The sequence below is a fragment of the Paenarthrobacter sp. JL.01a genome (assembly GCF_025452095.1).
Classification (GTDB): Bacteria; Actinomycetota; Actinomycetes; order Actinomycetales; family Micrococcaceae; genus Arthrobacter.
On the sequence record NZ_CP104877.1, the window covers coordinates 777,705 to 796,812 of the forward strand.

The following is a 19,108-nucleotide window of genomic DNA, read 5'->3' on the forward strand; positions in this document are numbered from 1 at the left end:
TGCTAGCTTGCCCGTGACGCACGTCCGAGCCAGGGCAGCACAGCAGTTCTCAAGGAGGAGATATGGGCAAGAATCCCGACCAGACCGGACTCATGGAGGGACTTGATCCCACGCTGCCTGCGCCCGCAGTTGACGATTCGGTCCGTGAAGCCGAGGAACGCAAGTGGACCCCCGCGAAGATCGGTCTCTGGGTGGCGATTTCGCTGCTGGGAGCAGTGGCATGGTTCATGCTCGCGTTGGTCCGCGGCGAAACGGTGAACGCCATCTGGTTCGTTTTCGCCGCCGTGTGTACCTATCTGATCGGGTACAGGTTCTACTCCAAGGTCATCGAGCGGTACCTGCTTAAGCCAAACGACCGCCGCGCCACCCCCGCGGAGTACAAGGCCGACGGCAAGGATTACGTCCGCACCGACCGCAACGTCCTGTTCGGCCACCACTTTGCGGCCATCGCAGGCGCGGGTCCGTTGGTGGGACCCGTCATCGCGGCCCAGATGGGCTACCTCCCTGGCACTATCTGGATCATCATCGGCGTCGTATTCGCCGGCGCTGTGCAGGACTATCTGGTGATGTTCTTCTCGATGCGCCGTGGTGGCCGCTCGCTGGGACAGATGGCCCGCGAGGAACTTGGCGTCATTGGCGGTACCGCCGCCCTGATCGCCACCTTGCTGATCATGATCATCATCGTGGCCATCCTTGCCCTGGTGGTTGTCAACGCCCTGGGCGAGAGCCCGTGGGGTGTCTTCTCCGTTGGCATGACCATCCCGATTGCCCTGTTCATGGGCGTCTACCTTCGCTACCTCAGGCCAGGCAAGGTCATGGAGGTGTCGATCATTGGTTTCGTGCTGCTGATGGCGGCCATTATCGGCGGTGGCGCGGTGGCAGGAACCGAGTGGGGCGCAGCATTCTTCCACCTGGACAAGGTGACCATCGCGTGGGGCATCATCATCTACGGTTTCATCGCCGCCATCCTCCCCGTATGGCTGCTCCTTGCACCGCGTGACTATTTGTCCACGTTCATGAAGATCGGCGTGATCGTGATGCTGGCTGTCGCCATCATCGTGGTGCGTCCGGAAATCACTGTCCCGGCGTTCAGTGAGTTTGCCGGCCGGGAAAACGGGCCGGTCTTCTCCGGCGCGCTGTTCCCCTTCCTCTTCGTGACCATCGCCTGTGGTGCCCTGTCCGGTTTCCATGCCCTGATCTCTTCGGGAACCACGCCGAAGCTGATTGAGAAGGAACGCCAGACGCGCTTCATCGGGTACGGCGGCATGCTGATGGAATCCTTCGTGGCGATCATGGCCCTGGTTGCTGCGATCTCGATCGACCGGGGCATCTACTTCGCCATGAACGCGCCGCTGGCCCTGACCGGCGGCACGGTTGAATCCGCTGCCCAGTGGGTGAACAGCCTGGGACTGGCCAATGTGAACATCACGCCGGATGTCCTTGCGCAGACTGCCAAGGACGTGGGTGAAGAGAGCATCATCTCCCGTTCCGGCGGCGCCCCGACGCTGGCCGTCGGCTTGGCGCACATCATGCAGCAGTTCATCGGTGGCCCCGCCATGATGGCCTTCTGGTACCACTTCGCCATCATGTTCGAGGCCCTGTTCATCCTCACGGCAGTGGACGCCGGCACACGTGTTGCCCGGTTCATGCTGCAGGATTCCATCGGAAACTTCGTTCCCAAGTTCAAGGAAGCCTCATGGCGCCCGGGTGCATGGTTGTGCACGGCCATCATGGTCGCTGCCTGGGGTGCGGTGCTCCTGATGGGTGTGACGGATCCGCTGGGCGGCATCAACACGCTGTTTCCGCTGTTCGGCATCGCCAACCAGCTTCTCGCCGCCATTGCTTTGGCCGTGTGCATGGCCATCGCGGCAAAGAGGGGAGCCTTCCGGTACTTGTGGATCGTCGCCGTCCCGTTGGCGTTCGCCGCCGTCGTCACCATTACGGCGAGCTTCCACAAGATCTTCTCACCGGTCCCCGCGGTCGGCTATTTCGCCAACAACGCGGCGTTCTCGAAGGCGCTGGCGGATGGCAAGACGGAGTTCGGCACCGCCAAGACCGTCGCAGCCATGGAAGCCGTGGTCCGTAACACCATGATCCAGGGTGTCCTCTCGGTGATCTTCGTGACCCTGAGCATCATCGTGATCCTCACGGCCCTGATCGCCACGATCAAGGCCATCCGCGCCGGTGGTGGACAGGATCATGAAGATCCCGCCGTGGCCTCCAAGGTCTTTGCTCCTGCCGGGCTGGTCCCGACGCCGTCGGAGAAGGAACTGCTCGCCGAATGGAACGCACTGCCGGCGGAAAAGCGGACCCACAAGGCCGGGCATCACTGATGAACGCCATCACCAAGGGCTTTCGGAGTTTCGCGGCCTACCTGGGATCGATCATGGGTGCAGACGCGTATTCGAAGTACCTTGAGCACTTCACCACCTCGGGCCATTCCGGTCCCGCCATGACTGAACGCGAGTTCTGGCGGGACCGGATGGACCGGCAGGACAGCAACCCGCAAGGACGCTGCTGCTGAGATGTAGTTTCGCTACGAACGAAGTCCAAATTCCGGTTGAGTCCAGGGGTTCACTGGAACCACGTGAGAGTATGAACGGATGAGCGATCTGAACGACATTCAGCCCACGGATGAGGCTTCGGACGACACCCCCGTGGAAGGAACCACGCTGGACGGCGACGCAGCGGCGTCCGACGGCCCTCAAGCTTCCCAGACGGAGGCAGCGAAGGATGCCAAGCCCAAGGGCGGCAACCTTCAAGAGCTGGTGGACGAACCAGCCAAGGTGATGCGGATCGGCACCATGATCCGGCAGCTGCTTGAAGAAGTTAAGAGTGCTCCGCTTGATGACGCTGCAAGGAACCGCCTCGCGGAGATCCACGAGCGCTCCATCAAGGAACTCGAGGATGGGCTTGCACCGGAGCTGATCGAAGAGTTGGAACGCATCAGCCTGCCCTTCCCCGAAGACCAGGCGCCTTCGGATGCTGAGCTGCGGATTGCCCAGGCCCAGCTGGTTGGTTGGCTGGAAGGGCTGTTCCACGGCATCCAGGCTGCGATTGCAGCGCAACAGGCGGCCAAGGAACACGCCGCCGCCCAGATGCAGCTGCGCCAGCTGCCTCCAGGAACTGTCATCGCTCCGGGCATTGTCATTGGCGAAAACGGGCAGCCGCAGCGGGCTGCTGCGCCTGGCGCTCCCGGCGCCGCTGCCAATGGTCGCCCGGAAGATCCCGACCACGGTCCGGGCCAATACCTCTGAGTTTGCTGGTGGGTTTCTTTGGGGCCGTCCGGCAAGGGCGGAAAGATGATCTTGAGCTCGGCAAGGGCCTGTGGCGCCGTGCACACGACCGGTTCCATCGCGGCCTGGACCGCTACCACCAGGTCTTGGAGGGCGTGGACGACGAACAGCTCTACAACGAGCTGGTGCAGATCGCCAATGAGTTGGCGGAGTTGTCGCCCCGGGTTCGGAGCGTTTGCGTAGAGGCGCAGCGGCGCTCGCCAAGCGACGGCCTGGACGTGCCGGGGGCACTGGCCGGGGTGCACCGGGCCTTGTCCAAAGCAGGCAACTCGCTCGCGACCACGGCTGAAGCTGCGGCCATGTTGCGGCTGGCAGTTGGTCCCGTGCCTGTCGGTGCCCTGTCAGTGCGGCGCAGGGCCGAGTCAGTCTTCGAGCAAGTGGCCGACGCGGAGCGCCAGCTGAATCCCTAATATGCGAGGCGTTCGCAACTACCGGCGCACGCCCGTATTCCCTGCATGCAAGAAGTTAAGCGGATAGCTGATCTTCGTCATAATCTGGTGAAACTCCGCGGTAGGGCTGGCAGGATACAACCATGACTTCGTCACCAGAACTTACTTTCAATGACGGCAACACCATCCCCCAGCTCGGCTACGGGGTATGGCAGGTTGAAGACGATGTAGCCGAAAAGGTGGTGCGCCAGGCTTTCGACGCCGGGTTCCGCCACATCGATACCGCCAAGATCTACGGCAACGAGGCCGGCGTCGGCCGTGCCATCGCCTCCTCCGGCCTCTCCGCCGAGGAAATCTTCATCACCACCAAGCTGTGGAATGCGGACCAGGGCTACGAATCCACGCTCGAGGCCTTTGAGAAGTCCATCGACCGCCTCGGCCTGGAGACCTTGGACCTCTACCTGATCCACTGGCAGCAGCCCAAGCAGGAGAAGTACGTCGACACCTGGAAGGCCCTCATTGAGCTGAAGAAGCGCGGCCGGGTCAAGTCCATCGGCGTCTCCAACTTCACCAAGGAAGGCCTGCAGCACATTATCGATGAAACCGGCGTCGTTCCGGCCATCAACCAGGTGGAGCTGCACCCCTTCTTCAACCAGGCTGAACTGCGCGAGTTCAACGCCTCCAAGGGCATCCTCACGCAGGCCTGGTCCCCGCTGGGCCAAGGTGGCGAGCTCCTCGAGAGCGCAACGATCTCGGAAATCGCCGCCAAGCACGGTGCGACTCCGGCGCAGGTTGTCATCGCCTGGCACCTGGCCATCGGCAACGTCGTGATCCCCAAGTCCGTCACGGAGTCCCGCATCCAGGAGAACTTCGCGGCACTTGACGTCACGCTGGATGACACCGACATCGAGGCCATCAACAACCTTGACCGTGGTGCCGAAGGCCGTATCGGCCCGGACCCGGCAGTCTCCGACTTCGCCTAAAGTCTGAACCAATGCCAAGTGCCCCGCTCCCATCATGGGAGCGGGGCACCAGCGTTTAACGCCCGACGGCGGGTGGCCGCGTACTGAATCAGTCCAACGGTTCCAGCATGGTCACCCGGAAGGGCACCTCCAGCAACGGCTTCACTGCCTCCACGAAGTCCTTGACATGCTGTTGCTGGTTGTGGGCGTCGAGGTCCTCCTGAAGGGCCCAGCCTTCAAACATGACGAAGGTGCCGGGCTGCTGCTCATCCGCGAAGACGGTGTACTCCAGGCATCCGGCGTCCTTCCGGCTCTCGGCTTGGAGCGAGCCGAGCACGCTCCGCAGTTGGCTTTCACAGCCTTCCTTGGCCCTGAACACCGGCATGAGCCACACTTCTGCCGGCTTTTTGATGGTGGGCATTTCCTCGGTCATCAAGCGGTTATTTGGGGAACCTCAACCCACGACTCTTTGGCCGCGGACTCGACGATCGCGTCGTCGATGAGGGCGACTTGGTAGCCGTCGGCGAAGTTGGGGTTGACGCTGCCGCCTTCCGCGATGGCTTTGAAGAAGTCATAGGCTTCGATGATCTTCGTCTCTCCGTACCCGATGCCCAGGGCAGGAATGGGCCACAGGCCGTCTCCGTACGGGTGCGACGGGCCGGTGTAGACGGTCCGGAAGCCTCGTCGGTCAGCCTGGTCCGCCGCGAAGCAGACCTGAAGCTCGTCGCGGCGTTCGTAGTTGAAGACGATGCTGCCTTCGGTTCCGTGGATTTCGAAAGTGATGTAGTTGTTCCTGCCGTGTGCGTTGCGTGTTGCTTCGACGGATCCCACGGCACCGTTTGCGAAGCGGATCATGGTCATCACTTCGTCATCGACATCGACATCGCCCCGCGGGCCCTCTCCGCCGCGTACACTGCCGAGCGCATCCGCGCCACCAGTCTGGAGCGGGCGCTCCGGGATCCACGTCGAAAGGACTGCGTTGACGGCACTGAACTCACCCACGAGGTACCGCGCCATGTCGATGACGTGCGTGGCGATGTCACCCAGGGCGCCGGAGCCTGCGATGGATTTCTGGAAACGCCATGACAATGGGGAGTTCGGGTCGGCGCTCCAATCCTGGAGATAGGTTCCCCGGAAGTTGAGGATTTGGCCGATTGCGCCTTCTTCGATGTATTTCTTGGCCAGTGCCACGGCGGGGGTGCGCCGGTAGTTGAAGGCCACCATGTGGACGAGGTCCTTGTCCTTGACGGCGTCGTACATGGCCTTGGACTCTTCGCCGGTGCGGGCGAGTGGCTTCTCGCAGATGATGTGCTTGCCCGCTTCGGCGGCGGCAATGGCGATTTCGGCGTGCAGGTGGTTGGGTGTTGCGATGTCGACGACGTGGATGTCGGGGTCGTCGATGATGGACCGCCAGTCCGACGTCGAATTTTCGAAACCGAAGCGCCGGGCGGCTTCTGCGGCCAGTTCGGGATTGGCCTCCGCGATGACCTTGCGGACCGGCAGTGCCGGGGCAGGCCAGAAGAACATGGGCATTGCGGCATAGGCAAGGGAGTGGGCTTTGCCCATGAAGCCGCCGCCGATGAGGCCGACATTGAGGTTTTGCATATAGATCGTGGTCCTTCCGTGAAGCTTTTCTTAGAGGAGTGTCTCGAGGTATTTTTTGCTGATTTTGGCTGCTTCGCCGGGGTCGCCGTCGTAATTGTCGAGCTCGACCATCAGCCAGCTGTCGTAGCCGCTTTCGCGGATCGCAGCGATGATGTCGGGAAAGTCGAGGTCACCTTCGCCCAGGGGGAGGAAGGCAAAGGGGTCCTGCCGGAAGTCCTTGAGGTGGACGTGCTGGATCCGGTCGGAGTACTTGCGGATCACCGCTGCCGGATCTGCTCCGCCTGCCGCGAGGTGCGCGGTGTCGGGGCAGAAACCGATCCTGGTCAGCGGCATGAGCTTGTCCAGTTCGTCCGGGCTCTCCACGATGGTGCTCAGGTGGGGGTGGTAGCTCGCCGACAGGCCGAAGCTCTCCGCGATGTCCGTGACCCGGTCAAGAGCATGGCCCAGGAGGTAGTAGTCCTGCTCGGTGGTGCCGGCAGCCCGCCGTGCGCCGCCTCCAACCACGAGCCGCTCCGCTCCGAAACTTGCCGCCAGTTCCGCCGCGCGGTGGATCCGGTGCATCTCGTCCGGAAGGATGTCGGCGTAGATGAAGTTGGCGCCTGTATACACGCTCGTCAGCTCGACTCCGTTGCTGCTGAGGATCCCTTTGAGCTCTTCGGGCTTGTCGGCGTATTCGGCCAGGTTTCCGTCGAACATCTCCACACCCTGATATCCGACGGCGGCAATGTCACCTACCGCGTCGTGCATGGGGCCGTGGGTCAGGTAGAAAAGGTCCTTGACGCTCGTCACGCCTTGGGGGTGGCCGACCACGCCGCCCCAGGTGATGGAACAGTAGCCAAGTTTCATTGCATTTGCCTTTCAGCTGCCGGGTAAGACGTGTGGAATTCGGAGGGGCCGTCAGAGGTGGGAACGTCGACCCATGACTGCCGTGCCGCGGAGGCGACTACTGCTTCGGTCAGGACGGCTGCCCGGAGACCGTCGCGGAAGCCGGGCAGACCTTCGGGCGCCTGGCCACGGACGGCTGCGTAGGTGTCGGAGATGAAGGCATTGAAGCTGTCCTGGTACCCCTGTGGGTGCCCCGCGGGGAGCGTGGCGTAACGCCGGCCGCCCTGTGTGGAAAGGGTCTGCGGGCCCACGGCAATGTGTGAGGTGGAATCGACGCGCCCGATGTGCAGGGTGTCCGGTGTTTCCTGGTTGAAGCTAAAGGATGCATCCGTGCCATCGAAGGAGAACCACAGACGGTTCTTCCTCCCTGGGCTGACCTGGCTCACCACCAACGAGCCGGTGGCCCCGTTGTCGGTCTCGAAGATCAGTGTTGCCCCGTCCTCCGTTGACACCTGCGAGAAATGGCCGTGGGTTTCACGTTTCTCGTGGGCCCGGCTGGTGTTGGCCATGAGCCGGGTGATGCGGTGTCCTGTGGTGAACTCCATCAGGTCGCACCAGTGAACGCCGATGTCACCGAACGCCCTTGATGCTCCTCCGAGCGTGGAGTCGACCCTCCAGTTCGTTGCCGTCGCACCTGCCAGCCAGTCCTGCAGGTAGGACCCGTGGAGCATCCAGAGGCTGCCCGCGTCCCCGTTGAGGATACGGTCCCTGGCCTCACGGACCGCCGGATAGAACCGGTAGACGAAGGGGACACCGGTCACGACGTTGGCCTGTTCCGCGAGGGATGTCAGTTCCTTGGCATCCTCGACGCTGGTGGCCAAGGGTTTCTCGCACACCACTGCCTTGCCTGCCGCGATGGCCAGGCGCGCCAGACCCGCGTGCGTGGCGTTGGGAGTGCAGATATGGACAACGTCCACATCGTCCCGTGCGATCAGTGATTCCGCGGAATCGGCTGGGGCGAGCGCACCAAAGCGAGTGACGGCGGCTTCAGCACTGGCCCGGCTGCTGCCGGCAATGGCACTGATGGTGCCTCCAGCCGCGCGGACGGCGTGAAAGTGTACTGCACCCATGAACCCCGTGCCGATGATGCCTGCGCGTGGTGTAAACGTCATGCCCGGTCACTTCTTCCGGGCGAGGGCGACAGCCAGGATGATGATCGCGCCGCGGACCACCTGCTGCTGGCTGCTGTCCAGGCCTGCCAGGATCAGTCCGTTGTTGATCAGGCCGATCAGGAGGGCGCCGAAGAGAGTTCCGATGATGGAGCCGAAACCGCCGAAGAGACTGGTACTGCCCAGAATGACTGCCGCGATGGCCGAGAGTTCATCGCCTGCACCCCACTGGAACCGTCCCGACTGGAGGCGGCCTGCGTAGAGCATTCCGGCAACGCTGGCTACCATGCCCGAGATCAGCAGCACCTGGAATTTGATGCGCTTGGTGTTGATTCCAGTGAACTCGGAGGCGTTGCGGTTGCCACCGGTGGCCAGGACCTGGCGGCCGAAGCGGGTGCGGTTCAAGACGACGGCGCCGATGGCCACAAAGATGCCGCTCCAGACCACCAGGCCGGGGATGGGACCGAAGTTGCCGGAACCGAACAGTGTGTTGAACGTGTCGTTCAGGATGGGTTGGGGTGCCGAAGCCGTGATCCACTGCGCGACGCCCACGGCAATTCCGAGCATGCCCAGTGTCACCAGGAACGATGGGATTCCGAGGAGGCTGACCAGCGCGCCGTTGACCGATCCGACCACCAGACCCACGGCCAAACCTGCGAGAATGCCCGGCACCAGTCCCCATTGCGAGAGGGCCATCGCGGTGCAGACGCTGGAGAGGCCCGCTACGGATCCCACGCTCAGGTCGATCTCGGCGCAGGCGATCACGTAGGTCATGCCCACAGCGATGACAGTGATGGTGGCCGTCTGCCGGAAGATGTTCAAGAGGTTGTTGGGCGACAGGAATCCCTGGTCGCGCAGCAGGACCGCGAAGATCAGGAAGACGACGACGAAGCCGATGTAGATGACGTAGCGTCGCCAGTCGAGGTCCTTGAGAATGGCGCTGACATTGCGGGGTGCCCCGGTCTCCCGTGGCGCGATGGTGTTTGTCTTGCTCACTGTTCAGACTCCCTGGACTGCAAGTTGAAGATATTCCTCGTCAGCGATGTCGCTGCGGGGGATGTCGCGGATGATGGAGCCGTCCTTGAGGACGAGGACGCGGTCGCTGACCGCGAGTAGTTCGGGATATTCGGAAGAAATGACGATGATGGCCTTGCCGTCGCTTGCCAGCTCACGGATCATGTCGAGGATCTCGCTCTTGGTACCGATGTCGACGCCGGCGGTTGGCTCGTCGAGGATGAGGATGTCGGGATTGGTCCCCAGCCATTTGGCGATAACCACCTTTTGTTGGTTGCCGCCGGAGAGCAGACGAACGGGGCGATGCGGATGCGCGACTTTCACTGCGAATCTCTTGATCAGCGATGTGGACAATTCATTGCCCTTGGCACCGTCCAGAAGGGGGCCGCGCTGGATGTTCTTCAGCAGCGGAAGCAGCAGGTTGTCCTGGACCGAGTGCTCCAGGACCAGCCCTTGTGCCCGACGGTCCTCCGGGACGAGGGCGATGCCGGCGTCGATGGCTTGCTGCGGTGATGCGAGGGCAACTTTCCTGCCGCGGATGAGGACCTGGCCGCTGTCCGGTTTGTCGATGCCGAAAAGTGCGCGGGCGAGCTCTGTCCGTCCGCTGCCCATGAGCCCGGCCAAACCGAGGATCTCGCCGGGCCGCAGGGCAAACGACACGTCCCGGACCCGTTGTCCCGCGTTCAGTCCGCGTACCTCCAGCAGCGGCTCGTCATCGTGGCGGATGGTGTTCCGCGCGCGATAGGAGAGTTCGCCGTCGACCTTCTTGCCGACGATACCTTCGACGATCTGTTCAGGCGTGACCCCGGTCAGTGGCTTGGTAAGCAGGTGCTTTCCGTCCCGGAGGATGGTGATCCGGTCAGCGAGCCTGTACACCTCGTCCATGCGGTGGGAGATGTAGATGATCGAGATTCCACGCTGCTTGAGCCGGTCTATGAGCTCAAAAAGCGCTTCGGATTCATGCCGGGCCAAACTTGCCGTGGGCTCGTCCATGATCAGCACCTGGGCGTTCTGCGACAGGGCTTTGGCGATCTCTGTCAGTTGCCAGTAGGCGGTGCCCAACCGCGAGACCTGCGCGCCGGCGTCGACGTCCACTTCCATCTCCGCAAAGACTTCGTTGGCCCGTCGCACAGCGGCGCGGTCATCGATGAGACCGCCCCGCCCGAGCGGCTCAGTGCCGAGGAAGATGTTCTGCGCAACGGTCAGGCTGGGTACCAGGCTGAATTCCTGGAAGACCATTCCGATTCCAGCGGACTTGGCATCCTGGATCGAGTTGATGGCGGCGGGTTTGCCGGCGATGAGGATTTCGCCTGCGTCCGCCTGGTAGACGCCCTGCAGGATTTTCATGAGGGTGGACTTGCCGGCCCCGTTGCCGCCTGCCAGCGCGTGCACCTCGCCTTTGCGGACATCGAAGCCGACATCCTTCAGGACGGACACGCCGTTGAAGGCCTTGGATATCGAGCGCATCTCGACGACATTGTCTGCGGTGTTCATTTCCCGCCCTTTCGGCGCGGTGCGGGAGAGAGGTCCCCCGCACCGTAGGGTCTGGCTACTTCTTGTAGGAGTCCTGGATGTCCTTGGGTGCGTCCTCGTGGTAGACCTGCTTCCAGGCATCAAGGACGTTCGCGTGGTCAACCGGCAGTGCGCTCAGCGCGACGTACGGAGGGGCCTGCTTGCCGATAAGTGCTCCTGCGGCAAGGCGGGCTTCGGTGACGCCCTGGTCAAACGGAACCTGGGCGCCGAGGCCGACGACGAGTTCGTCCTTGGCCAGGGCAATCGCCACATTCTTACCGAGGTCCTCGGTGGCGATTTTCAGGTCCTGCCGTCCAGCGGCGCGTGCTGCCGCCATGACGCCTTCTGCCGGAACGTCCCACACGGCCCAGATGCCGGCGAGGTCGGGGTACTTGCTGATCATGGCGTTGGCTGCAGCCTGTGCGTCCCCGGCGAAGTCGGGGCCTGCGATGCCCTTTTCCTCCACGATCTGGATGTCCGGGTATTCCTTGGTGATGGTGTCCTTGAATCCTTCATGGCGCTGCTTGGTCACGAAGAAGTCGGCTTGGTGGAACACCAGGCCGATCTTGCCTTTGCCGCCCAGTGCCTTGGCCATCTGGTGGGCAGAAACGACGCCGTTGCCATAGTTGTCAGCGGATACGACCGAGACGTAGTCCGTCCCGGGAGTCAGTCCCTGCGGGACGTTGTCCATGAAGACGAGCTTGGCGCCGGCAGCTGCGGCTTTCTTGTAGGCCGAGGCGGTGGCCACAGGATCCGTGGGGATGGAGACGAGGACATTCGGGTTCTGCGTCATGACGGTCTCGATGTCCGACACCTGCTTGTCCGGCTTGAAGTTGGCGTCCGTTGTGGCGATGACCTTGATGCCGAGCTTCTCGAATTCACTCTTGAGCCCGTTGACCTGCGCTGTTGCCCAGTCGTTGCCACCGTAGTGCATCACGATGGCGGCCTTGGCGTTCAGTGCCTTGACCTTTTCGATCTCTTCCGGCGTCAGGTCCGCGACGGATGCCGGTGAGGGCGTCTCGCCATTGGGTCCCTTGCTGAGGACCTGCCCCTTGATCTTTTCGAGGGCCTGCTGGGCTTTTTCGGACACTCCGGCGTCCGGCGCATTCGAGGTTGTCGCTGCCGAACTGCTGCACGAGGCGACGGAAAGTGACAGGACGGCGGCCAAAGCCACGAGGGGAAGCCTGCGGATCATCATTGTTCTCCAGTGCTTATGGGTGGATGGTTATTGGGGATGTGGTGGTGGAGGGGCGGGTTCCAGCGCTGCTGGAGCCGGCGAAGGGCAGACCCTCCTCGGCCGAACTGTCGATGGTGGACGCCGAAGAGCCTGCGGGGAGTGGCCCGCTTCATCCGTGGTGAAGAGTGACCGTAATCGCTAACGGAATCTCCGTGAACGTTTACGGAACCGATCGTAAACGTTTACGGTGAATAGTGTCAAACATCACGTCCTTCCGGCTTTCTAGTAACCGGAGGAGGCCTTCGCACGTAGTATTGGTACGCATCGGCCCGGTTGGACGGTGCAAAGACAGGAGAGAGCGTGTCAGGCATAACGGGTCCACATGGAGCCCACGGGCAAGCAGGAGCCACATTGCGGCGGAAGCCGACCATCAACGACGTCGCGGAAATCGCCGGTGTGTCCTTCGGCACCGTCTCGCGGGTCCTGAACAACGCCCCCGACGTCAGTGCCGCTACCCGCGAACGCGTCCTGCAGGCCATCAAGGACATCGGGTACCGCAGGAACCGCGCAGCAACGGCGCTGGTCACCAACCGGTCGACGTCCATCGGGCTGCTCTCCGACGGCTCCCCGCGGTTTGGCCCGGTCGGGACGCTCATGGCCCTTGAAACCGTCGCGCGGAAGAAGGGCTACGCCACCACTGTTATCAGTGTCGAGCAGCCCTATGAAGAATCCGTGCAGGCCGCCCTGGACACCTTGGATGACACCGGTGTCGGGGGAATCATCGTCGTCGCACCCATGGTCGATATGGCATCGGCGGTCTGGAATGCCACCTGCCGGGTCCCGGTCGAGATGATCGCAGCCGGAGCATCATCAACTCCGAAGGTCTTCACCTATTCGGAAGACCAGGAGCTCGGAGCCCGGCTCGCCACCGGGCACCTCATAGACCTGGGACACACCGACATCGCCCATCTGGCCGGCTCCATGGATTGGTTCGACGGGCGGGTGCGCAAGAGCGGCTGGGAAGCTGCATTGCGTGACGCCGGACTTCCGCAGGGACTTTGCCTGGAGGGAGATTGGAGCCCGCGCTGGGCCTACGAAACCGGCCTTGACCTCGTCCGGGAGAACAGAATTCCCCAGGCGGTTTTCGCGGCGAGTGACCACACCGCGCTGGGCCTGATCCGGGCGTTCACCGAGAACGGCATCCGGGTCCCCGAGGACGTAAGTGTGGTCGGCTTCGACGACATTGAGGGTTCGGACTATTTCCTGCCTCCGCTGACCACTGTGCGCCAGGACTTTACGGCCCTGGCGCTCATGAGCATGGAGGTGCTCCTGGGTGCCATGGAAGGAAGGGAAGTTGACCGCACTCCAATCGCACCCACACTTGTTGTGCGTGGGAGCTCAAGGCGCGTAGCCTCGTAGGAACCATCCGAGGAGCGTAAATGAACGGTCGGATCCTCTCAGCCCGCCGCGCCCTCGTCTGCGTGGGATTCGGGGTCGTGGCCGGCGCAGCAGCCGGGCTCGCCCTGGCCCCCGCCCTTGCGCCCTTGGTTGTCTGGTGCACGGCCGGCATCATTGCGCTGGCCTGGGCATGGCGGATCAGTTGGCAGCAGGATCCGGCAGGGACGGAGCGGGTTGCCCGTGAGGAATCTGCCTCCCGGTTGACCGACAATGCAGTCATCACAGCCTGCCTGGTGAGTATCGCTGCGGTGGGAGTTGCGTTGTTCCAGTCGGGAAACCAGGACGGTGACGTGGCTTCGGCGGCTCTGGTGATCCTCGGGGTGCTCGGCACCTTTGTCGCCTGGGCGCTGGTCAACACGGTCTATGCCTTGAAGTACGCCCGCCTGTACTATGTCGACCGCGACGGTGGCGGCTTCGACGACAAACGGGGGAGGGAACCTGCCTACAGTGACTTCGCGTACTTCGCCTTTACGGTGGGTATGACTTACGCTCCTCCCGAAGTCGAGACAGGCAGCACCGAGGTCCGGCGCAAAGCTCTTCCCCACGCTCTCTTGTCGTACTTTTTCGGTACGGTCCTGATCGCGGTATCCCTTAACGCGGTCACCAACCTCGCCCAAGGATGACGCAACAGGGGCTACCAGCAACGCCTTGCCGGTAGCCCATGTTGCCGTTAGTCAGAGCGGGGATCCGTCAGGGTCACCTGCGCTTCCGCAGTCCGCGGAGGACGACGACGGCGAGGCCGCCCGCCGCCAGCGCCCACGGGCCACCGACGATGATCGGATCCATCCACTGGTGGCTGAGGTCGGTGCGCTTTTGTCCCACCCGGGAACGGACACCTCCACGGGAGAACTCGCTGAGTACGCCCGTCTCCGTGATGGGGTTGTCCGGATGCAGCGTGGCGAACGAACGGAGGTGGTGCTCCCAGGCGTCCACTCTGTCTGCTGCTACCAGCAGCAGCCAGTGGGCAGCCCGGCCCTCACTGTACTTGTACGCGTACTTCCGGATGACGCCCGAGACCCCGGCCGGAGGAGTGGAGGTTCCAAAGACGGGAGGCAGGAAGGCGTGTTCCACCGACCGTTCCCTGGGCCACTTCTCTGGCTGGCGTTCCGGGAAGTCCCAGTGTGCGCCGGTTTCGATGCCGGGTTGCTCGCGGGGGTAGGAGGGGCGGTCGGCCGGGTCGAGATCGGCACCCCACCCCGGAATCCGGGCCCGCAAACTCTCTGCGGACTCTCTTTCGCCAGTCTTCTCGGCGACATAAGGCGTGGCTGTTTTAGTCAAGGTGTGCTCCCTTCAGGACTGGCCGGCGATAACGAGCGGTTTGATGATGTTGTCCAGCTTGGCGGAGAACATGTGGTACCCCTCGGCGATGTGTTCAAGCGGAATCCGGTGGGTGACGATGTCACTTGGTTTCAGGTACCCGTTCCGGATGTGCTCGAAGAGCCTTGGCCATTGCCGCTTGACCGGGCATTGGTTCATGCGCAAAGTCAGGCCCTTGTTCATGGCGTCGCCGAACTTCACGGCGCTGAAGATCGGACCGTAGGCGCCCACCACGGACACGGTCCCACCCTTCCGCACTGAGTCGATGGCCCAGTTCAGTGCGATGGGCGAACCGCCCTGCAGTTTGAACTTGCTGCTGGTGACGTGCTGCAGGAAGTTTCCGTCAGCTTCGGCCCCGACGGCGTCAATAACGACGTCGGCACCCAGGAAGTCGGTTTCCTTCTTGAGGTGGACCACAATGTCGCCGTACTCGGCAAAGTTGTACGTCTCGGCGTGGGCGAAGCTGCGTGCCTTCTCCAGCCTGTATTCCAGGTGGTCAATCACGATCACGCGACCGGCACCCATCAGCCACGACGACTTTGCGGCAAACAGCCCCACAGGGCCGGCGCCGAACACCACCACGGTGTCGCCTTCCACGATGTCCCCAAGCTGGGCGCCGAAGTAGCCGGTCGGCAGGGCGTCGGTGAGCAACACCGCATCCTCTTCCTCCAGCCAGTCGGGGATCTTTGAAGGCCCCACGTCCGCGAACGGAACCCGCACGAACTCTGCCTGACCGCCGTCGTAACCGCCGCAAGTGTGTGAGTAGCCGTAAATGCCGCCCACCGCCGTCGCATTCGGATTCACGTTGTGGCAGTTCGAGTAGAGGCCGCGCGAGCAGAAATAGCAGGAGCCGCAGTACACGTTGAACGGCACCATGACGCGGTCGCCCACCGAGAGGTTTTGCACGGAAGAGCCCACCTCGTGAACTGTGCCCACGAACTCGTGGCCGAAGGTCATGCCAACCCGGGTGTCCGGCATCATGCCGTGGTACAGGTGCAGGTCGGAGCCGCATATGGCGCCCGCGCTGACCTTGACGATCGCATCGTTCGGATGCTCGATTTTTGGTATGTCCTTCTCTTCGACCCTGACTTTGTAGGGGCCGCGGTAAACCATTGCCTTCATCAGTACCCCGTCCTGTTTCTGGTTGGTTGTGACATGGGAAGATCCCTCTCAAGCTCCGGCCGGGTGCAGGACGACCTTCGTCCAGCCGTCCTCGCGGCTGTCGAAGTTCTTGTAGCCCGTGGGCGCCTCATCGAGGCTCAACTCGTGGCTGACGATGAAGGAAGGGCTGGCCTTTCCGCCGGCGACGAGGTCGCGGAGTGCGCGGTTGTACTTCTTGACCGGACACTGGCCGGAGCCCATTGTCTGGCCTTTGAACCAGAAGTTTCCGTAGTCGAAAGCGAGCTGGCCCTGCTTCTCGAGTTCGTCCGGGGAGCCCGGATCCTGCGGCAGGAAAACGCCCACCACGCCGATGCCACCCACGAAGCGGACGGAGTCCACCAGCCTGTTCAGGGTTTGGTTGGGGTGTTCGTTGCCTTCGGGATCGTGGGCCTGGTAGCCAACGCATTCGCAGCCGCGGTCTGCGCCAAAGCCCATGGTCTGGTCCTTGACGAATTCCACGGGATCCACTTCGGCGTCATTGACGGGAATGGCGCCGATCTGTTCGGCCAGCTTCAGCCGGTCCTTGTGGCGGTCCACCACCATGACTTTGCCCGCGCCCTTGATGACGGCGGAGTAGGCGGCCATGAGTCCCACCGGGCCACCACCGTAGATGACCACGGAGTCGCCCGGGTAGACGCCGGCCATCTCGGTAGCGTGCCACCCCGTGGGGAAGATGTCCGCCAGCATGACGTAGTCGAGCTCCTTCTCGACGGCGTCCTCACCCAACCGCAGGCAGTTGAAGTCGCCATATGGAACCCTGAGGTACTCTGCTTGACCGCCCTGGTACGGGCCCATGTCCGCGAAGCCGTAGGCAGCGCCTGCAAGCTTTGGCTCGGGCTGCATCGTCAGGCAGTAGTTGGTGAAGCCCCGCTCGCAGTTCTTGCAGAAGCCGCAGGCGACGTTGAAGGGCAGGACCACGCGCTCGCCTACTTTGACTTTGCTCACCGCGGGGCCGACCTCCACCACCTCCCCGAGGTTCTCGTGTCCGAAGGAACGCCCCGGTTCAAAGCTCGTCCGGCCCTCATACATGTGTAGGTCCGAACCGCAAATGTTCGCTGAGGTGATTCTTACCAGTACGTCGGCCGGGTGTTCGATCTTGGCATCGGGGATTTCCTCGACGCTGACATCGTTCGGTCCTTTGTAAACTACTGCCTTCATCTTCCACTCTTTTCTTCTGCCCATGCCGATTCACCACGTATTGCGGGCGCGGCTCGAGAGCGCCGGGTGTCTGGAACCTGTGATGGTGGCGCGAGGGATCACCTGGATACCGGTGATGAACCAGCGAGGAACTTGGAAATGCAGGATGGGTCCTGTGATCCGCCTGAATGCTCGGAGGGCCTGAGGCTTTCAGCCGGCAGGTTGTCCGGGGACGAACTGCCGGTCCGTCAGCAATAGCGATGCTGCATGACCAATGCTAAGCATACTTATCATGCATGTCGAGGGGTGACCGGAAAAGGGGGCCGTCACTCCGGCCATGCTTCGTCAAGCAGCAACCCGCAAGAACCTTCACCCCGCCCTCACCTTCCGTTCATGACGGCCGGAAAGGGTGGATGCCATGACCGACTTTTCACGCCGCACCCTCGTCAAGTCCTCCCTCGCCGGCCTTACGCTGGCCGGCCTCACCACAGGGGTCGCCACCCCGGCGGGCGCAGCGCCCGCAGCCATCCCGCTGGTCCGCAAGCGACTCACCCTTCCCACGGGCATCGCTACCGGGGACGTCACCACGGATTCGGCCGTCCTGTGGTCGCGCGCCTCAGGACCCGGACGACTCACCGCCACCCTCAACGCCGTCGACGACGCCGGGGAGCTCCTGCGCGGACGGTACGGGTTCAGCCGAACCATTCGTGGACCCCTGGCCACGGAAGCCAGCGACTTCACCGCGAAAATCCACGCCAAGGGACTGCCCCCGGGCACCAGGTTCAGGTTGGAGCTGAACTTCGAGGATGAGAACGGCACGGGCGAAGCCGCCCAAGGAAGCTTCAGCACCGCGCCCGGCAACAAGCCCGACGACGGCGGCACGCCGGGCGGCCGCGGAGGCGGCAGGCCGGCGTCGTCCTCACAGTCGTTCGTCTGGACCGGCGATACCGCCGGCCAGGGCTGGGGAATCAACGAGCAGATCGGCGGCATGCGCGGTTACAAGGCCATGCATGACGTCCGCCCGGACTTCTTCATCCATTCGGGAGACACCATCTACGCCGATGGCCCCATCACGGAATCCGTTACCGAGAAGGACGGCCAGGTATGGCGCAACATCGTCACCGAGGAAGTGTCCAAAGTAGCCGAAACCCTGAAGGAATTCCGTGGCCGGCACCGCTACAACTCCCTCGACGCCAACATGCGGTCCTTGTTCGCCGACGTGCCGGTCATCGCACAGTGGGACGACCACGAGACCCACAACAACTGGTACCCGGGCCAGGTCCTGGACGACGCCCGCTACACCGAACGCAACGTCAACGTCCTCGCCGCGCGCGGGCGGCAGGCCTGGCAGGAAAACATGCCGATCGCGGACTCCGCGGCGCTGTGGCGCCCCGGAACCTACGACGCCGGGCAGTATCAGCCGGCGCGCATCTATCGGAAGATTTCACGCGGCCCGCAACTGGACATCTTCTGCTTGGACATGCGGACCTACAAGTCGCCGAACACCGACGGCAAGGAGCCCTACACCACCAACATCCTGGGCCAGGAACAGGTGGACTGGCTGATCAAGGAAGTCGGTCAGTCCAAGGCCACCTGGAAGGTCATCGCCGCGGACCTGCCCTTGGGCATCGTGGTGCCTGACGGTCCTGTGAACCAGGAGAGCCTGTCCAACCGGGACAACGGTGCGCCGCTGGGCCGGGAACTGGAGATCGCCGGGGTCCTGAGCGCCTTCAAGAAGCATGGCGTGAAAAACACGGTGTGGCTTACTGCCGATGTCCACTACTGCGCCGCCCACCACTATTCTCCGGAGCGGGCTTCCTTCAAGGATTTCCAGCCGTTCTGGGAGTTCGTTGCGGGGCCCATCAACGCGGGCTCCTTCGGCCCGAACGACATGGACGGGACCTTCGGGCCGGACGTCGTGTTTTCCAAGGCAGGCCGGTTCCCTGGTGAGTCCCCGCGCAACGGGGAGAACCAGTTCTTCGGGCATGTGGAACTCGGGTCCGACAACACCTTTAACGTGAGCCTGCGCAACGCCAACGGTGGGGTTGTTTTTTCGAAGACGCTGAGCCCGGAGCGCTGACACTTC

18 protein-coding genes are annotated in these 19,108 nt (G+C 63.0%); 8 read left to right on the top strand and 10 right to left on the bottom strand.

The window, feature by feature from the left end; all coding sequences use genetic code 11:
- Positions 1-62 precede the first annotated feature (62 nt).
- The 5 genes from N5P29_RS03780 to N5P29_RS03800 all read left to right on the top strand — a co-directional run bounded on the left by N5P29_RS03780 (position 63) and on the right by N5P29_RS03800 (position 4,668).
- Positions 63-2,333 carry a carbon starvation CstA family protein gene (locus tag N5P29_RS03780; RefSeq protein ID WP_262277330.1) on the top strand — a complete coding sequence of 757 codons (2,271 nt, stop codon included), beginning with the start codon at positions 63-65 and terminating at the stop codon, positions 2,331-2,333.
- A complete protein-coding gene (locus tag N5P29_RS03785) occupies positions 2,333-2,524 on the top strand; it encodes a YbdD/YjiX family protein (RefSeq protein WP_262277331.1) in 192 nt (63 codons plus the stop codon). The genes N5P29_RS03780 and N5P29_RS03785 overlap by 1 nt, the downstream gene beginning before the upstream one ends.
- A 79-nt stretch (positions 2,525-2,603) precedes the next feature.
- On the top strand, positions 2,604-3,257 hold the full coding sequence (locus tag N5P29_RS03790) for a bacterial proteasome activator family protein (RefSeq protein WP_262277332.1): 654 nt from the start codon (positions 2,604-2,606) through the stop codon (positions 3,255-3,257).
- 8 nt (positions 3,258-3,265) lie between these two features.
- Positions 3,266-3,706 carry a hypothetical protein gene (locus N5P29_RS03795; protein ID WP_262277333.1) on the top strand — a complete coding sequence of 147 codons (441 nt, stop codon included), beginning with the start codon at positions 3,266-3,268 and terminating at the stop codon, positions 3,704-3,706.
- Between the two features lie 122 nt (positions 3,707-3,828).
- Entirely contained in the window at positions 3,829-4,668 is an 840-nt protein-coding gene (locus N5P29_RS03800) for an aldo/keto reductase (protein WP_262277334.1), read from the top strand.
- Positions 4,669-4,756: 88 nt separating this feature from the next.
- Here the strand turns inward: N5P29_RS03800 and N5P29_RS03805 are convergent, their stop codons facing one another.
- Genes N5P29_RS03805 through N5P29_RS03835 form a run of 7 tightly spaced genes read right to left on the bottom strand, consistent with a single transcriptional unit; the run spans position 4,757 to position 11,970 of the window.
- Positions 4,757-5,080 (bottom strand): putative quinol monooxygenase, encoded by a 324-nt coding sequence (locus N5P29_RS03805; protein ID WP_262277335.1) that lies wholly within the window; start codon positions 5,078-5,080, stop codon positions 4,757-4,759.
- A complete protein-coding gene (locus N5P29_RS03810; protein WP_262277336.1) occupies positions 5,080-6,252 on the bottom strand; it encodes a levoglucosan dehydrogenase in 1,173 nt (390 codons plus the stop codon). Before N5P29_RS03810 ends, N5P29_RS03805 begins: the two co-directional genes overlap by 1 nt.
- 30 nt (positions 6,253-6,282) lie before the next feature.
- Entirely contained in the window at positions 6,283-7,098 is an 816-nt protein-coding gene (locus N5P29_RS03815; RefSeq protein WP_262277337.1) for a sugar phosphate isomerase/epimerase family protein, read from the bottom strand.
- Positions 7,095-8,249: a Gfo/Idh/MocA family protein gene (locus tag N5P29_RS03820; protein WP_262277338.1), complete on the bottom strand. Its 1,155-nt coding sequence runs from the start codon at positions 8,247-8,249 to the stop codon at positions 7,095-7,097. Before N5P29_RS03820 ends, N5P29_RS03815 begins: the two co-directional genes overlap by 4 nt.
- A 6-nt stretch (positions 8,250-8,255) precedes the next feature.
- On the bottom strand, positions 8,256-9,242 hold the full coding sequence (locus N5P29_RS03825; RefSeq protein ID WP_262277339.1) for an ABC transporter permease: 987 nt from the start codon (positions 9,240-9,242) through the stop codon (positions 8,256-8,258).
- Between the two features lie 3 nt (positions 9,243-9,245).
- Complete coding sequence (locus N5P29_RS03830; RefSeq protein ID WP_262277340.1) at positions 9,246-10,754, bottom strand: sugar ABC transporter ATP-binding protein; 1,509 nt, start codon at positions 10,752-10,754, stop codon at positions 9,246-9,248.
- Between the two features lie 55 nt (positions 10,755-10,809).
- Positions 10,810-11,970, bottom strand: a complete 1,161-nt coding sequence (locus N5P29_RS03835; protein ID WP_262277341.1) for a substrate-binding domain-containing protein — start codon at positions 11,968-11,970, stop codon at positions 10,810-10,812.
- 339 nt (positions 11,971-12,309) lie between these two features.
- On the opposite strand from N5P29_RS03835, the gene N5P29_RS03840 reads away from it, so the two are divergent.
- Positions 12,310-13,368 carry a LacI family DNA-binding transcriptional regulator gene (locus N5P29_RS03840; RefSeq protein ID WP_262277342.1) on the top strand — a complete coding sequence of 353 codons (1,059 nt, stop codon included), beginning with the start codon at positions 12,310-12,312 and terminating at the stop codon, positions 13,366-13,368.
- Between the two features lie 20 nt (positions 13,369-13,388).
- Positions 13,389-14,030 carry a DUF1345 domain-containing protein gene (locus N5P29_RS03845; RefSeq protein WP_262277343.1) on the top strand — a complete coding sequence of 214 codons (642 nt, stop codon included), beginning with the start codon at positions 13,389-13,391 and terminating at the stop codon, positions 14,028-14,030.
- Between the two features lie 73 nt (positions 14,031-14,103).
- On the opposite strand, the gene N5P29_RS03850 is transcribed toward N5P29_RS03845, so the two are convergent.
- Genes N5P29_RS03850 through N5P29_RS03860 form a run of 3 tightly spaced genes read right to left on the bottom strand, consistent with a single transcriptional unit; the run spans position 14,104 to position 17,043 of the window.
- Positions 14,104-14,685: a hypothetical protein gene (locus N5P29_RS03850; protein WP_262277344.1), complete on the bottom strand. Its 582-nt coding sequence runs from the start codon at positions 14,683-14,685 to the stop codon at positions 14,104-14,106.
- A 12-nt stretch (positions 14,686-14,697) separates the two neighbouring features.
- The gene (locus tag N5P29_RS03855) at positions 14,698-15,846 is read right to left on the bottom strand and encodes a zinc-dependent alcohol dehydrogenase (RefSeq protein WP_262277345.1); all 1,149 of its coding nucleotides are present in this window, start codon (positions 15,844-15,846) and stop codon (positions 14,698-14,700) included.
- A 48-nt stretch (positions 15,847-15,894) separates the two neighbouring features.
- On the bottom strand, positions 15,895-17,043 hold the full coding sequence (locus N5P29_RS03860) for a glutathione-independent formaldehyde dehydrogenase (RefSeq protein ID WP_262277346.1): 1,149 nt from the start codon (positions 17,041-17,043) through the stop codon (positions 15,895-15,897).
- A gap of 397 nt (positions 17,044-17,440) precedes the next feature.
- Here N5P29_RS03860 and N5P29_RS03865 point away from each other — a divergent pair, with 397 nt between their 5' ends.
- On the top strand, positions 17,441-19,102 hold the full coding sequence (locus N5P29_RS03865; RefSeq protein ID WP_262277347.1) for an alkaline phosphatase D family protein: 1,662 nt from the start codon (positions 17,441-17,443) through the stop codon (positions 19,100-19,102).
- Positions 19,103-19,108: the final 6 nt, after the last annotated feature.

Excerpts from the sequence above, each read along its gene's own strand:
- N5P29_RS03780 (WP_262277330.1), top strand. The coding sequence starts at position 63 with ATGGGCAAGAATCCCGACCAGACCGGACTCATGGAGGGACTTGATCCC.
- N5P29_RS03785 (WP_262277331.1), top strand. The coding sequence starts at position 2,333 with ATGAACGCCATCACCAAGGGCTTTCGGAGTTTCGCGGCCTACCTGGGA.
- N5P29_RS03790 (WP_262277332.1), top strand. The coding sequence starts at position 2,604 with ATGAGCGATCTGAACGACATTCAGCCCACGGATGAGGCTTCGGACGAC.
- N5P29_RS03800 (WP_262277334.1), top strand. The coding sequence starts at position 3,829 with ATGACTTCGTCACCAGAACTTACTTTCAATGACGGCAACACCATCCCC.
- N5P29_RS03805 (WP_262277335.1), bottom strand. The coding sequence starts at position 5,080 with ATGACCGAGGAAATGCCCACCATCAAAAAGCCGGCAGAAGTGTGGCTC.
- N5P29_RS03810 (WP_262277336.1), bottom strand. The coding sequence starts at position 6,252 with ATGCAAAACCTCAATGTCGGCCTCATCGGCGGCGGCTTCATGGGCAAA.
- N5P29_RS03815 (WP_262277337.1), bottom strand. The coding sequence starts at position 7,098 with ATGAAACTTGGCTACTGTTCCATCACCTGGGGCGGCGTGGTCGGCCAC.
- N5P29_RS03820 (WP_262277338.1), bottom strand. The coding sequence starts at position 8,249 with ATGACGTTTACACCACGCGCAGGCATCATCGGCACGGGGTTCATGGGT.
- N5P29_RS03830 (WP_262277340.1), bottom strand. The coding sequence starts at position 10,754 with ATGAACACCGCAGACAATGTCGTCGAGATGCGCTCGATATCCAAGGCC.
- N5P29_RS03835 (WP_262277341.1), bottom strand. The coding sequence starts at position 11,970 with ATGATGATCCGCAGGCTTCCCCTCGTGGCTTTGGCCGCCGTCCTGTCA.
- N5P29_RS03845 (WP_262277343.1), top strand. The coding sequence starts at position 13,389 with ATGAACGGTCGGATCCTCTCAGCCCGCCGCGCCCTCGTCTGCGTGGGA.
- N5P29_RS03855 (WP_262277345.1), bottom strand. The coding sequence starts at position 15,846 with ATGAAGGCAATGGTTTACCGCGGCCCCTACAAAGTCAGGGTCGAAGAG.
- N5P29_RS03860 (WP_262277346.1), bottom strand. The coding sequence starts at position 17,043 with ATGAAGGCAGTAGTTTACAAAGGACCGAACGATGTCAGCGTCGAGGAA.
- N5P29_RS03865 (WP_262277347.1), top strand. The coding sequence starts at position 17,441 with ATGACCGACTTTTCACGCCGCACCCTCGTCAAGTCCTCCCTCGCCGGC.